This is a genomic window from Paenibacillus sp. JT22N7, from assembly GCF_059383875.1.
On record NZ_JBXENY010000010.1, the window covers coordinates 1 to 14,655 of the forward strand.

16 protein-coding genes are annotated in these 14,655 nt (G+C 50.5%); 1 reads left to right on the forward strand and 15 read right to left on the reverse strand.

All coding sequences use genetic code 11. From position 1 onward, the window contains the following. The 12 genes from AC50Y5_RS24250 to rplU all read right to left on the reverse strand — a co-directional run. Positions 1-1,071: LysM peptidoglycan-binding domain-containing protein (locus AC50Y5_RS24250; protein WP_494864021.1), on the reverse strand; the 1,071-nt coding region annotated here is incomplete at its 3' end. A 261-nt stretch (positions 1,072-1,332) separates the two neighbouring features. Continuing rightward, positions 1,333-2,226: a prephenate dehydratase gene (gene pheA / locus AC50Y5_RS24255; protein WP_056039941.1), complete on the reverse strand. Its 894-nt coding sequence runs from the start codon at positions 2,224-2,226 to the stop codon at positions 1,333-1,335. After that, positions 2,223-3,203 (reverse strand): homoserine kinase, encoded by a 981-nt coding sequence (gene thrB / locus AC50Y5_RS24260; protein WP_494864022.1) that lies wholly within the window; start codon positions 3,201-3,203, stop codon positions 2,223-2,225. The genes pheA and thrB overlap by 4 nt, the downstream gene beginning before the upstream one ends. Positions 3,204-3,238: 35 nt before the next feature. Then, on the reverse strand, positions 3,239-4,525 hold the full coding sequence (locus AC50Y5_RS24265; protein ID WP_056039937.1) for a homoserine dehydrogenase: 1,287 nt from the start codon (positions 4,523-4,525) through the stop codon (positions 3,239-3,241). 44 nt (positions 4,526-4,569) lie between these two features. Next, complete coding sequence (locus AC50Y5_RS24270) at positions 4,570-5,007, reverse strand: ACT domain-containing protein (protein ID WP_056039935.1); 438 nt, start codon at positions 5,005-5,007, stop codon at positions 4,570-4,572. 221 nt (positions 5,008-5,228) lie between these two features. Beyond that, the gene (locus AC50Y5_RS24275; RefSeq protein ID WP_494864023.1) at positions 5,229-5,795 is read right to left on the reverse strand and encodes a hypothetical protein; all 567 of its coding nucleotides are present in this window, start codon (positions 5,793-5,795) and stop codon (positions 5,229-5,231) included. 208 nt (positions 5,796-6,003) lie between these two features. Continuing rightward, a complete protein-coding gene (locus tag AC50Y5_RS24280) occupies positions 6,004-6,531 on the reverse strand; it encodes a hypothetical protein (RefSeq protein WP_494864024.1) in 528 nt (175 codons plus the stop codon). A gap of 263 nt (positions 6,532-6,794) precedes the next feature. Next, positions 6,795-8,114: a GTPase ObgE gene (obgE, locus tag AC50Y5_RS24285; RefSeq protein WP_494864025.1), complete on the reverse strand. Its 1,320-nt coding sequence runs from the start codon at positions 8,112-8,114 to the stop codon at positions 6,795-6,797. 13 nt (positions 8,115-8,127) lie between these two features. Next, positions 8,128-8,865: a Spo0B domain-containing protein gene (locus AC50Y5_RS24290; RefSeq protein WP_494864026.1), complete on the reverse strand. Its 738-nt coding sequence runs from the start codon at positions 8,863-8,865 to the stop codon at positions 8,128-8,130. A 126-nt stretch (positions 8,866-8,991) separates the two neighbouring features. Next, a complete protein-coding gene (gene rpmA / locus AC50Y5_RS24295) occupies positions 8,992-9,303 on the reverse strand; it encodes a 50S ribosomal protein L27 (protein WP_046229372.1) in 312 nt (103 codons plus the stop codon). A 14-nt stretch (positions 9,304-9,317) separates the two neighbouring features. Next, a complete protein-coding gene (locus AC50Y5_RS24300) occupies positions 9,318-9,653 on the reverse strand; it encodes a ribosomal-processing cysteine protease Prp (protein ID WP_494864027.1) in 336 nt (111 codons plus the stop codon). 10 nt (positions 9,654-9,663) lie between these two features. Further along, entirely contained in the window at positions 9,664-9,975 is a 312-nt protein-coding gene (gene rplU / locus AC50Y5_RS24305; RefSeq protein WP_056039921.1) for a 50S ribosomal protein L21, read from the reverse strand. A 357-nt stretch (positions 9,976-10,332) separates the two neighbouring features. Here rplU and AC50Y5_RS24310 point away from each other — a divergent pair, with 357 nt between their 5' ends. Further along, entirely contained in the window at positions 10,333-11,196 is an 864-nt protein-coding gene (locus tag AC50Y5_RS24310) for an AraC family transcriptional regulator (RefSeq protein WP_494864028.1), read from the forward strand. Between the two features lie 184 nt (positions 11,197-11,380). Here AC50Y5_RS24310 and AC50Y5_RS24315 read toward each other — a convergent pair whose 3' ends face one another. The 3 genes from AC50Y5_RS24315 to AC50Y5_RS24325 form a co-directional block, all read right to left on the reverse strand. After that, positions 11,381-12,622: an Rne/Rng family ribonuclease gene (locus AC50Y5_RS24315; RefSeq protein WP_056039917.1), complete on the reverse strand. Its 1,242-nt coding sequence runs from the start codon at positions 12,620-12,622 to the stop codon at positions 11,381-11,383. Positions 12,623-12,708: 86 nt separating this feature from the next. Then, positions 12,709-13,590, reverse strand: a complete 882-nt coding sequence (locus AC50Y5_RS24320) for a M50 family metallopeptidase (protein ID WP_056039915.1) — start codon at positions 13,588-13,590, stop codon at positions 12,709-12,711. Next, entirely contained in the window at positions 13,583-14,521 is a 939-nt protein-coding gene (locus AC50Y5_RS24325) for a peptidoglycan DD-metalloendopeptidase family protein (protein ID WP_494864029.1), read from the reverse strand. Before AC50Y5_RS24325 ends, AC50Y5_RS24320 begins: the two co-directional genes overlap by 8 nt. Positions 14,522-14,655 lie beyond the last annotated feature (134 nt).

Genomic DNA, 14,655 nt, shown 5'->3' on the forward strand with positions numbered 1-14,655 from the left:
CGATACCATTCCGCCATAGCCGTAGCCTTGCGTCTCTGCCGGCGATACCATTCCGCCATAGCCGTAGCCTTGCGTCTCTGCCGGCGATACCATTCCGCCATAGCCGTAGCCACTGCTCATACCGCCTATCGGATACATCCCAGGAGGACACGGATTATAGCCTCCTCCTTGGCTCACAGGGCTGACCATAGTTGGCTGCTGCCAATGACCGTAACCGCCTGTTTGTGCAGGTGATACCGTTGTAGGCATGCTGTAGCCTCCGTATTGCGGCAAAGAAGGAGCCGTTGCAGCGGGCGATACAACTGTTGTCGGGTAAGTCGATGAAGCTTCTACCGCAGGTGTACCGTATTGCATAAACAAGTCAACGCTTTGCTGATGATGGGAATAAACCGGGTACGTCTTTTTCTCCACTGGCTTCTCAATCGGCAGCGGTTTTGGCTGCGGTACAGGTTTTGCCTCCGGTAGCGTAGGTGTCACAATAGGAGCAGTTGGTGTCTTAGTTATTGGCGCAGTTGGCGTCTTCGGAATCGGAGCGGTTGGCGTTTTTTCGGTTACTGGCGCAGTTGGCGTTTTGCCAGGAATTTGCCCTGTCGGCTTTTTACCGCCAACCCATTGCTGCACGCCTTGCATGACCGACAGCGGATGAAGAGCATGATGTCCTGTATGACCGCCTGTTCCCGCTGCCGTCGTCCCCATTCCTGCTGCAGTTCCCGTTCCTGTAGACGGTGTAGTCGTCATATGGCCCGCTTTAGGCACATTGACGATTTCGCCCGTCATGAGCACATTGGGATTTTTAAGTTGAGGATTCGCTTTGATCATATCTGCGAGTGGAACTCCCCATGCTTTGGACAGCTTCCACAGCGTATCCCCCTGCTTCACCACGTATTGGTGCATAATGTCCATTCCACCCGTTTCATGGGAAGAAGACGGGATTTTAATTTTCATCCCCACCTCAATGACGTCTGGATTCGTAATGGAAGGATTAAGCTTCAAAATCTCCTCAACCGTAACATGGTGCTTCTGACCGATTAAGTAGAGGGAATCGCCTTTCTTCACTACATAAATTTTCACTTGCCGACAACCTCCTGTCACGTTCTTTAAATAACTAGCATGATTGCTGCCGTGCATGCATGCTTGCTATCAATCTTTATATTCTATGCAGCACATGGGCAGGTGTCCCCAACTTTGAAAAAAAAATAGCGAGCCGCAGCCAGCTTACCAGAAGCTGTGCGTCTCGCTATTAGCAAAATACAATACCATCGGCCTAATCCTGCCGTTTAAACTAACCTTACAATCAGTATGACATGCGTTAACTTGCCGCATATCCATTAGTTACCCATTCGACTGCTGAAGCTGCTCGTACGTAAAGCTTGGATAACAACCAAGCACGCGCACCTGACAACCGATCGCTTCAATTTCAGCAATCGCTGCCGGCAGCAGCACCGTATCAAGCGACATCTCAATGTCGATATAAAAATAAGAATTGCCCAGCTTCTTCTTCGTCGGACGCGATTCAATCCGCGACAGATTGATGCGGCGCCATGCGAACGCTGACAATACCTGATGCAGTGCACCTGGATAGTCATCCGGCAAATTCACCAAAATACTCGTCTTCTTGAAATCAGAATGCCGCGCCGTATAAGGCTGCTCGCCAACGAGCAAAAACCGCGTATAGTTGTTGCTGTGGTCGGTAATGCTCGCCTGCAAAATATCCAGCTCATTGTTCGCCGCCGCTCTTGAAGTACCTATCGCCAGCCAGCCTGCTCCCGGGTTGTCGCGTACGATACGCACCGCTTCAGACGTACTGCCGACATGCTCCGTCTCAGCATGAGGGATTTCGCTTCTAAGAAACTGCAAGCACTGCGCCATAGCAACGGGATGGCTGATTACTTTTTTCACACGGGAATAATCTACGGTGCCATACTCATTCGTCAGCTCCGAACGCCGGCCGATTAAATTTTGTATCGAAGGATATACCCATTCGGCCTGAATCGGCAAGTCCACTTCATGAACCATCCAGTCCATATGCAGGCTAACCGAGCCTTCAATGGTGTTCTCGATCGGGATAATGCTATAGCCGCTTTCCCCTTTAACCGTCGATAGGAACACATCGGCAATGAGCCGATGATGCTTCCACACTACTTCTTCTCCTGCAAAAAGCTGCCGTGCCGCTTCATCTGATACAGAGCCTGCCGGCAGCAAAGCAACTGATTTTGTCGTACTCATACGGCCTCTCCTCTAATCCGCTCAAGCAAACCTAGCGATTTTGTGCCAGCCTTTGCCTGCTCTATAGTCACGCTCGGTCCTTCCGCACATGGCTTCAGCCATAGCGTCTGGGCCTCAATTCCTTCCTGCTTCAACGTCTCCAGCAGAAAATGCTCCAGCTCCTGCTTGCGAGGGCTGTCCGACTCTACAAAAGCGATCAGCGTCGGGCCTGCGCCGCTTAAAGCGGCCCCCAGCGCGCCATAATCGGCTGCTTTGTCCAAAATCTCAGCCATGCCGGGAATAAGCGCTGCCCGGTAGGGCTGATGCAGGCGATCCCGCATCGCATGGCGAATGAGCCCAAGCTCGCCGCTGGCAAGAGCCGCAACGAGCAGCGAGCTGCGGCTCACGTTAAAGACCGCATCCTGCATGCTGATTTGTTTCGGCAGCGCATGGCGCGCCTTCTCCGTAGACAGCTGGAAGGAAGGAATCGCAACGAGCGCCTCCAGCTTCTCATGCGGCTCCAGACGAACATAATCTGCCCGCTCTCCATCCCGCCAAGCGGATACGACAATGCCGCCGAACAGCGACGCGCCTACATTGTCCGGATGGCCCTCCAGCGCTGTTGCCATCTGAAACAGCTTATCATCCGACAGCGGACTGCCGATTAACGCATTGGCGGCAACCAGCGCACCAACGATGGCTGAAGCGCTGCTGCCAAGTCCGCGTGTAAGCGGAATATTGCTGTACATCGCAATGTCCAGCTCTGGTACCTGTACGCCCGCTTCCTTAAATACAAGCTGCGCCACTTTATAAATCAAGTTCGACTTATCCTCAGGGATGCCAGTCATTTCGTCTCCGTACAAGCGAAAAACCGTATGCTCAGCAACCGACATTTCAACCCAAGCATACAAGGAAAGCGCCATGCCCAGCGTATCGAAGCCTGGACCCAGATTAGCAGTGCTCGCAGGCACCTTTACGATTACACGACGGTTATTCATAACGTTATAAAGCTCCTTCGATTGCTAGTGTTGGCTTAACCTTCAACGCGATACACGCTTTTCACCTTGCGGATAACATCCAGCTCTTCAAAGGTTTGCAATACCTTCTGCATCGCTGCTTTATTCGCATCATGCGTAATGACGATAATTTCCGCCTCTGGATTGACGGGATTCGGCTGTTGCAGTACCGATTCCAAGCTCACCTCAAAGTCTGCAAATACTTGAGTAATGCGCGCTAGCACGCCTGCGCGATCAGCTACATGGAGAAGCAGGAAATATTTTGAGGAGATTTGCTCATCGGTTTTGAGCTTCTTCTCCTTATAGGTCATAATATTTTGCTTGCCGTTAACGCCAAGCTTCAAGTTTTTCACAACGGCAACGAGATCGGCAACAATCGAGGTAGCCGTAGGCATGCCGCCAGCGCCCGGACCATAAAACATCGTTTCTCCAACCGCTTCGCCATGAACATATACGGCGTTGAATACGCCATTGACTGACGCGATAGGATGCGAATGCTTAACCATCGTTGGCTGTACGCTAATGCTGAATTCGTCATCTTGACGCTCTGCGATGCCAAGCAGCTTAAGCTCATAGCCCAGGCGCTTCGCATATTGGATGTCTTCACGGCTGACCGATGAAATCCCTTGAACGGATACATCATCCAAGGCCACATTGGCACGGAAGCCAAGCGTCGCCAAAATCGTCATTTTGCGCGCAGCATCCAGTCCCTCAACGTCAGAGGTCGGATCGGACTCCGCATAGCCGAGCGCTTGGGCTTCCTTAAGCACATCGGAGTACGAAGCGCCTTCCTGGCTCATCTTCGTCAAAATATAGTTCGTCGTGCCGTTAACGATACCCATAATTTTAGTTATCCGGTCGGAGGAGAAGCCTTCGATTAAAGTGCGGATAATCGGAATGCCGCCAGCTACGCTCGCTTCATAAAGCACATCGCAGCCGTGCTCCTGAGCAACAGCCAGTATCTCCGTTCCATGCAGCGCCATCAAATCTTTATTGGCAGTCACTACATGCTTGCCGCGCGATAAAGCTTCAATAATATATTGCTTCGTCTGTTCAATTCCACCCATTACTTCGACGATCACATCAATGTCCGGATTGTGGATAATTTCCCAAGGGTCCTCTGTCAGTTTGGACGGGTCGATCGAAATGTCGCGCGCTTTGCTTTTGTTGCTGACCAGCACCTTCGCAATTTCAATTGCCGAACCGGTCTGGCTTTGCAGATCCTCCTGATGTCCTTCCACGATGCGGACGACACCTGTTCCTACTGTTCCAAGCCCTAACAAACCTACTTTAATTGGTTTCATATGATTCCCTCCATTTATCCTTCAATAAATAACGTTCTATTTCATCAGCCTTGCCCGATTACGGCGGCTTTACGTACGCCCTGCTGGCTGCGAATAACATCCATTAAAGAGTCCAAATCCCCGCTGAGCTGGGAAACGTCAACTGAAATGACCACATGGGCAAGTCCTTGCAGGGGAATGCTTTGGTTCATAGTCAACACATTGCCTTCATGCGTCGCCACGAGCGACAGCACCTTTGACAGCACGCCCGAACGATGCTCCAGCTCCATAGAAATCGTCACCAGCCGCTCACGGTTAATCTGATGCATCGCATAAACGCCATCCTTATACTTATAAAAAGCGCTCCTGCTCAGGTTCGCCTTCTCGGCTGCCTCATGCACCGTTGCCGCTTCGCCTCTGGCAAGCATTTCCTTTACCTGCAATGTCTTGAGAATGGCTTCCGGCAGCATATCCTCCCGTACAGCAAAATACCGCTGCGTCACTTCCGTCCCCCCTAAAAAGACATTTGTTCTTCTATAAAGGACATTATAGCGGAATCATAAGGCTGGGGCAATAGGTTTAAATGATAATCCGCTTTTAAACGGGAATAGTATTCAAAAAAAAAAAAACGTTCCCCGCAAAGGCAAGCTTCGCAGGGAACGGATTCAATTACATATAACGGGCCGTTATCACGGCAAAGCGTCTGGCTCGCATGCAGCGCGGTCTACTGCTCTGTCCAACTTACAGTCAGCTCGGAAACTCCTTCTTCTGAAGCTAGTTTACCGCCGATGATTGAAATAAATTCGGAGCCGGAAATCGTTCCTTGAATAATAATATTTTTATCATCGATCGTCTGGGCGCCGTCCTCCAGCCCTTTTTCATTTACATAATCTTTATAGGATTGGCCTAGCTTGTCGAAGTCTTCCTTCGTCTTGAAAACAAGCAAAACCGATTTTTTGCCGTTATCGATATTTTCAGTCGAATTTGTAATAACCGCATCAGCGGGAATCGGGAAATCGGCAGGCAAATAATCGGGTCTTGCACTTGCAGACGATTCTCCGTCACCCTTTGTTTCTGTCTTTCCCTCATCTGAAGGAGCTGGTGATGCAGCAGCATCGCTTGGTGTCGCTTCCGCTCCAGGGCTTGCGCTTTCCGCTGTATTTCCCGGCGCTACGCTCGCTGTTTCCTGTGGAGCTGTATTGGTTCCACCAGCAGCATTATTGCCGCAGGCGCTTACGACACCCGCTATAATAACAACAGACAATAAAGAAAACCATCTATTTTTTTTCATGTTTTAACATCCTCTCATTTCATATGAAAATCTTCATGACAGCAGCAGCTTCCTGTTTAAAATAAGCATGACAATAAAATCGTTAAGCTCATTAATGGCGAGAAAAAGCAATATTACCACATAAAGCAGGAGACGGCCAGCATTCACCATTTCCAAATATATCAATGACGCGGTTTCAGCCAGTCCTCGTAGCTGAGGCTCAACGCAGTCAATTTTCCGACCAGGTCACCGTAATTTGTGAAACGCCGGCTTCTGAAAGTGTCGTACCCAACAGCCAAATGGAATCTGTTTTATCGATTGAGCCCTCAATCATAAGCTTCGAATCTGCAAACGTCACACTGCCGTCTTCCAGCTTTTTATCTATCGCATAAGCTTGATAAAGGTCAGCTAGCTCATCCATCGACTTTTTCGTCGTAAAATTGAACAATATCACTTTTTTTCCCTCATTTACCGATTTCGAGGAAGTCATGAAAACAGCATCATCGGGAATCGGAAAATCGCTTGGCAGATCAGCCGGTCTCGCAATAGCCGAAGACGGTTCACTGCTCGCTGGCAGCTCGTCTGCCTCCGGCTCCGAAAGCGCTTCTTGTGGAACGGCTGCTGCCATCTCGGGCCATGTCTGGTCCACTGAAGCTGGGGCACTGCTCCCTCCATCCCCCGCCTCCTCGCTGCAAGCTCCAAGCCATACGGAAATACTCACCATTGTAATTAAGGAGAGTACTTTGCTTCTTTTCATTACGTTTAACATCCCTTCAACTGCTATTTTCCTTGGCATCGCAGCTTCTGCTGCCTAAGCCATGCATTCTACTGATTCAGCATACCTCCTAACACTTTTCTCTACTTGCATATGCCTTATTTACGCCGAATCAATATGTTGCTCTGTATAGCTATTACACCTTTTTGAGCAGGTTGTAACAGCTTTAGCGCTATTTTCTGAAAATACAGCTCAATGTGCACAAAAAAAGACGGCTTGCGCCGTCTCCTTGTGCCAATATTCGATTAAGCCATATAGTCGCTGCCTTCGAAAAATTCAAAGGTGAAATCGCCGATTTGCACCGTGTCGCCATCTTTGGCGCCATGCTTGCGCAGCGCTGCATCCACACCCATTTTCCGCATAATTTGGGCAAAACGCATGACCGAGTCATACGAAGTGACCTTCATACGCTTCAAATATTTCTCGATGCTTTCGCTCTCGACAACGTACAGCTCGTTCTCCTTGCGAATCGTATAGCTGGATTCATCGCGTTTCTCGAACGTAAACACCTTGCGCTCGGTAACATCCTTCACTTCTTCGATTTCCAGATCATCTGGAACCGACTCCAGCGTATCCATCGCCTTGTACAACAGCTCCTGAACACCCTGCTTCGTCAAAGAAGACATCGGCACAATAAGGTATTCCTTCTCGCCGCGCACTTCATCCAGCTGCTGCTTAAACATCTCCAAGTGCTCGGCCGCTTCCGGCATATCCATCTTGTTAGCCGCAATAATTTGCGGTCGGTCGGCCAGCTTCTCATTGTAGAGCACCAGCTCTTCATTGATTTGCAGCCAATCCTCAAACGGATCGCGCCCCTCAGAGCCGGACATATCCAGCACGTGGATGATTACGCGAGTACGCTCGACATGGCGTAAAAACTCATGCCCCAGACCTACGCCCTCATGCGCGCCTTCGATTAATCCCGGTAAATCCGCCATTACGAAGCTGCGGTCATCGCCAACGTCTACAACCCCTAAATTCGGCGTTAGCGTAGTAAAATGATACGCGCCGATTTTCGGCTTGGCCCCGGATACGACCGACAGCAAGGTGGACTTGCCTACGCTTGGGAATCCGACTAGACCTACGTCTGCCATTACCTTAAGCTCAAGCACAATCCAGCGCTCTTGGCCTTCTTCACCCGTCTCGGCAATATCCGGAGCCGGGTTGTTAATCGTTGCAAACCTTGTATTGCCGCGTCCGCCGCGTCCGCCCTTTGCTACAATAATTTCCTGGCCATGGCGTGTCATGTCGGCAATGATTTCCTGCGAGTCATCGTCAATAATGATCGTGCCGGGAGGAATGCGTACGATCATATCATCCGCACCTGCACCATGCATGCTCTTCACTTTGCCGCGCTCGCCGCGCTCGCCTTTAAAATGCTTCTGATAGCGGAAATCCATCAGCGTGCGCAAGCCTTCATCTACACGGAAAATAATATTTCCGCCTTTACCGCCATCGCCACCGGCAGGTCCGCCCTCCGGTACGTATTTCTCACGACGATAGGAGACGATGCCGTCGCCGCCGTTGCCGCCTTTTACAAATATTTTCGCTTTATCGACAAACATGTTGTGCCCCCGTTCAAGCGCGCTTTTCCGCCTTAAGCCGTATTTCCTCCTGCGGATGTTCAATATCGACCGCCTGCAGAGTCGCGCCTTTCAACTGCTGTTTTATTTGATCCTTCAATTGTTGCTCGTCAATTAGCTCGCCTTCCAGATCGAAAGCAACGTGGAGCTGCTGCCCGTCCCAATCCAGTGCCAGCGTAAGTACGGCGACTTCGCCAAAACCAGGCTTAACCGCCAGACGATAGCCATTCATTATGCCAATTAATGCTTCGGAGATTTCGGTGCTGGCAAGCGGCAGCTCAACTAAATTCAAATCCTGCTCAATGTCCACCTTCAGCTCAAGCGAGCTTGTCAGTGTACGAAAGCCCTGGATGTAGCTGACGAGCGCTGGCTCCCCAAGCTTTGAAATTTGGCTCTCCGTAAGCATCTTTGCCCTTATTTTCTCCACATATTCCACCGTTTTATCCGGTTTCTGCATCCGTGTGTAGCCATATAGCACTTGCAGGTCGTTCATCCAGTCATGCCGATGATGGTTAAGCGTCCTCATCCCCGCGGCCTGCAGGCTGTGTATCGTAAGCGCGAGCTGCTTCGCATGCTCACGCCGCTCCGAGCGAATCCAGATGGCTGCAGCAGCCGCAAACCAAAGCATGAAAAGCACAAGCAGCCAGACTGACGAAGGCCATACAAGCATAGCCACAGCCGGTAGCACAATAGAAAAAGCCGCGATGTGCTTTGCCGATTTAATGCGATCCATTCATTGATCCCACTTTCTCCCGCATGTTTCCCAGCTAATTCAGTATAACATGTCGCTGCATTAGCCGATAGGTCTTTAAGCAGCAAATGCCCCGGCCTACACGCGAGGCCGGGGCATTTGCTGCTATTATGCTTCTACTGCTGCGGCTACTGGAGCCAGGTCCACTGGATACACGCTCACTTTTTTGCGATCGCGTCCCCAACGCTCAAACTTTACAACGCCTTCGACTTTCGCATAAAGCGTATCGTCTTTTCCGATGCCTACGTTAGTTCCTGGGTGAATTTTTGTTCCGCGTTGGCGGAACAAGATGCTTCCAGCAGATACGGTTTGACCGTCAGCACGTTTAGCGCCAAGACGCTTCGATTGACTGTCACGTCCGTTCTTTGTGGAACCTACACCTTTCTTCGAAGCGAAAAGCTGAAGATTCAGTTTCAACATGAGATTTCCCTCCCTCATTCAAGAGATTGTTGTTTAATCACAACATATTTTCCGTAGGACTCTGCAATCGTATTAAGCATCACGATCATCGACTCCAGCAGCAGCTGCACCTTAAGAGCGGTTTCCTGATCAGCTAAAACCGGAATATCCGATGATAGCCATCCATTGTCCATTGCATAAGGAAGCTTCACCTCTGCCAGAGCTTCAATCGAATTGACCGTACCGACTGATACAGCCGATACGCCAGCGCAGACGATGTCTTTGCCGAGCTTCGCATACTTCGCATGACCTTTAATCTTAAACGATGTAATCCGCTTGTCAGCATTTCGTACAATCGTAACCGTGATCATAATAATCCTCTTACGCTTGGATTTTGCCGATCGTTACTTTTGTGTACGGTTGACGATGACCTTGCTTACGACGGTAGTTCTTTTTGGCTTTGTATTTGTAAACGATGATCTTTTGGCCTCTGCCTTGTTTTTCAACAGTAGCAGAAACAGTAGCGCCGGAAATAACTGGAGTACCAGTTACAAGACCGTCAGCACCGGATACAGCCAACACGCGATCAAACGTTACGCTTTCGCCTGCATTGGCGTTCAGTTTTTCGATGAAAAGCACATCGCCTTCCTGAACTTTGTATTGCTTGCCGCCAGTTTCGATAATTGCGAACATTGTGAGTGCACCTCCTTATTGTCGAAGACTCGCCTAATCCAGGTGAATGGCAGCATGGGCTGCTATTGCTTGTACCCGATCGGAGCGGTATCTGCAAGTCCGCTGTATATAACAATCAGACATACTTGAACATTTTAGCATACAAAATAGAATCAAGCAACCTCCTTTCTCCGCAAATGTCTAGCAATAAAACGATTTCTCCCGCTTCATTGTCCCAATAATTTTAATTTTGTATAATGAGGCCAGTCTTATCGAACGCTTTTTATGCAAAAGCATCTGTCTGAGGCGAGCACGCAATGACAGGCAGACGGCTCATCGTTCATGCTACCATTTAAAAGCAAAGGAAGGTTTTGCGGCATGGATGCCATACTTCGAATGAAAGATGCGCTCGACCTCATGGAGCAAAAAATGGAGGAGCGCCTCGACATCGCCGAAATCGCCAAAGCCGCCTATGTTTCGCCATTCCATTTTCAGCGGATGTTCCACATGCTGACGGGAATGACGGTAGCGGAATATATTCGCAGGCGCAAGCTGACACTCGCGGCACAGGAGCTGACGTCAAGCGCCATTAAAGTCGTAGATGTTGCTTTAAAATACGGCTATGATTCCCCAGAATCATTTTCCAAGGCGTTTCGCCGCATTCATGGCATTTCGCCGTCGAAAGCGAGAGCACTGGGCGTTTCATTGAAAGCATTCCCCCGCATTTCATTCCAGCTATCATTGAAAGGAGACAAGGACATGGATTATCGGATCGTGGAAAAAGAAGCTTTTCAAATTGTCGGCTTGTCCTATGAAGTAAGCTGTAAGAACGGACAAAATTTCATCGACATCCCTAAACTATGGGAGGCATTCAACCATAGCGACGCGCCCGCCGAGCTGTATTCCAAAGGAGACGGGGCTATTATCGGTGTCTGCCTGGACGGCCAGCCCGATAAAGAAACCTTTACCTATATGATTGCCACTAAAGTGACGCCTGATGAAGCTGATTCTGAAAAGAAATATACTGCCCGCACCGTTCCTGCGGCTACATGGGCCATATTCACTTCGACCGGTCCTCTGCCGGATTCGCTTCAAAACGTATTCCGCCGGATATTCCAGGAATGGTTTCCCGCAACTGGCTATGAGCATTCTGGAGGCCCGGAGCTGGAGGTTTATTTTGAAGGCGATACTTGCGCTGAGGACTACCACTGCGAAGTGTGGATTCCGATTATGAAAAAATGATCCGCTCACAATGATGCGAATCACTAGTCACCGCGCGAACTAGTCATTGCGCGTTATGCTTGCAGGTGAACAACCAAATTAGCTTCAGCCTGCTGAAATCAACAAAAGCGACCACTGGAGGGGAGGCCCTTCAGTGGTCGCTTTCTTCATTTGCACATACCATCTTCATAATGTTATTTCATGCTTAAGCCTGCGACTTCCTGCCGCTTCCTCCGCAGCACGGGCAGCGCTCTGTCAGCTGACCCGCCGCACCCTCCCGCGCCTTTTTGCGGGTCACTTCCATAAGCCCTAGCCTTGTCCAGCCAACGACCGAGCATTTTGTCCGGTCCCGCCTCGCCCATTCATTCAGGCGCGCCATAATCCGCTCACGGTTTGATTCATTTTCCATATCGATAAAATCAATAATAATGATGCCGCCCACATCACGAAGCCGCAGCAGCCGGGCAATCTCATCAGCCGCCTCTAAATTCGTGCGGAAAACCGTATCTTCTAAATTCGTAGCACCTGTAAATTTGCCCGTATTCACATCAATAACAGTTAAAGCTTCCGTCTCTCCCCATATGAGAGAGCCGCCGCTTGCGAGCCGAATATTCGGCTGGAATGCTTCATGGACCTGCCTAGTGACGTCAAAAGCGTCAAAAAGCGCAAGCGAGGCATTCTTGTCATACAGCTTGAGCCGTTTCTCGAGCTGGGGTGTCATTTCCCTCAGCAGCGCAGCTGCTTCCTGCAGACGGGATGCATCATCAATCCATACCTCTTCCACTTCCATATCCAGCGTATCGCGGACAATTCGCCGCAGCAGCCCGGCTTCCATATGAAGGCCCATTGGTGCTTTGGCTACCTCTGCCTGGGTTATTATACGTTCCCAGTTAGCGCGAAGCTGGGCAACATCAGCGGCAAGCGACTGCTCGGTTTCTCCCGAGGCCGCTGTCCTAAGGATGATGCCTTCCTCGCCTTGCAGCAGCTGTTCGCCAACATTGCGCAGTCTGGCACGCTCGCTGTCGGCAGCAATTTTTCTCGAAACGCCTACATATCCAGCCTGCGGCATGAGTACCAGCCAGCGCCCCGGCAATGTAAAATGGGTCGTCACCCTGGCCCCCTTGCCGCCAAGCGGCTCCTTCATCACCTGTACAATAAGCTCTTGACCTGGCCGAACGAGCTCTTCAATCGAGGGTTTCGTTTCTGGCTGCTTTTCCAAATTGGGATGCAATAAATCATCTATATAAAGAAAAGCATTTTTGCCAAGGCCAATATCTACGAATGCCGCCTGCATGCCAGGCAATACGTTAATGACACGCCCTTTGTAGACATTGCCTACGAGGCCGCTTTTCTCCGACCGTTCCATAAAAAATTCCATGAGCCGGCCATCCTGCAAAACAGCTGTTTGAAGCATTTCTCCGTCACTGTGCATCAACATTTGCTTCATCTCTCAAACATCACCCGCCAGCTCTCACGTTTTCTTTTATATTAACACAAGTCGCGGCGACAGTTCCTTATCTGTTTTTGGATTCCTTAAGGCAGCAGCTCAATAACAGGCCGGTTCGGGTTGCGCTCAAGCAAATAACGGTCCACAATACGCTGCTCCGGAGCCACCCTGGCTATGCTGGAGCCGCGCTCCATTATATAAAACAGGTGATACCGCTCGCGCCACAGCAAACGAACGGCATAAACCGCAGAGTGCCTGCCATCCACCACGATAGGGCTGGCAAGCACGCCTTGCGCCATTTTACGGATGGCTACCTGGTCGCGATGCATGAGAAAGCGAAGGAATAAATACGGGATGCTCCGATTATAGGTCCAGTTCGTCATAAACAGAAACGTTCCAATCACTAGCAGATTCATTTGAATACCGCCGCCGGGACGCAGCAGCCCCAGCAGTGAAACGCTGATCATCAAGCTGCTGAGCACAAGGCTGATGCGTGCCGTCCAGCGCATGACGCTGTAAAAGCTCAAGCTATAGCTAAGGGCAGCCTGCAGCAGCTTCCCGCCATCAAGCGGATAAATCGGCAATAAATTGAATAAGCCAATCATCATATTGGCATTAACGACATAGGCCGACCATTCGGAATCCCACAGCCCCAACTGGCCGAAACCCCAGGCAGCTAGTCCCATCCATACATTTTGCAGCGGTCCGGCTATCGCTACGAGTGCATCCTCTCCTGCTGGCAGGCTGCCCGCATCCTCCACTTCAGCCACACCGCCGAAAGGCAGCAGCTTAACTTCACGAATATGCCAGCCGAAATAACGCGCTACCAGCACATGACCAGCTTCATGGACAATAACGATTGAAAACAAGGTAAACAGCTCGACAAAATAACCTGTTAATACCGAGGCCGCCATTACCAGCACAAACAACGGATGCACCGACCAGCGAATGCCCCTCCATTTAACCAAGCGGGATCACGCTTACCGGATCAATATAGCGGTCGTTTTGCTTAATTGCAAAATAAAGCAGGCTCGGCTCCTCGCCGCTTGCTCTGCGCAGGCTCCCGATCTGGTCGCCCGCTTCCACCCAATCATTCACGCCAACCGATGCATATCCTAGCTTGCCATATACGCTGACTCGTTCATCCGCATGCTGAACTACGACGGTTACTCCATCATCCGATGGCTCCGAGACTACAAGCACTCTGCCCGTTTCCACCGCATTTACCGCTTCCTCCGATGACCCTGCAAGCTCAACACCATTCAGCAGCTCGGCAAATGTACGTACGATAGCACCGCCCTCAAGCGGAGCAACGATAGGCAGCTTGACAGTCCCTTCGGCAGCCGTTGCCTCCTTCTGCTCCTCTTGAAAAATCGGAATAAACGTCGGCGCTCCTGCAAACGTTTCTTTATACCATTTGGCCGCACTTGCAAAATCCAGCTCATCATGAAGCGCCTGTGCCACATATGTTCGGCTCTCCAATGCCCACTCCTCATCGGTCTGGTATAAGCCCCATATGCCGGCGAACAATACAGCAGCCGCAATCATTTTCCAGCGCAGCTCACGAAAAAATGGATGTGGTCGTCCCCCTTTTGGCGGTTCCGCATACGGCGGTTCTCCCGGCTCATTTCTGTATCGATAATCGATACGGCTCGTCCGGCTTCGCTGATCATCCTGTATCTGCGTCCAGCCATCCCAAGGATTTGGGCTCTCTTTCCACAATTTCTCCGGATCCCTCTCCTCCTCATCCAACACGGGATAGGACGGCGGCACAGCCGGCACACTGTATTCCACTCTTGAAAGCCGCTCTTGCATGAATCCATCCCGAACGGGCTGCTCCATCAATCGTCTAATTTTCTCTTCTCGGCGCTTACGCACCGCTTCCTTCGTATCCATCATCCGTTCCTCCCCCTCTCGCTTGTCAGAGAGCTTGTTTCCTTCTACATCCTTATGAGGAAACACGGACAAGTATGCAAATCCAGCAGGCAAAAAGAAAAAGAACGCCGCCTTCTCTTCACAGAGAATGGCAGCGC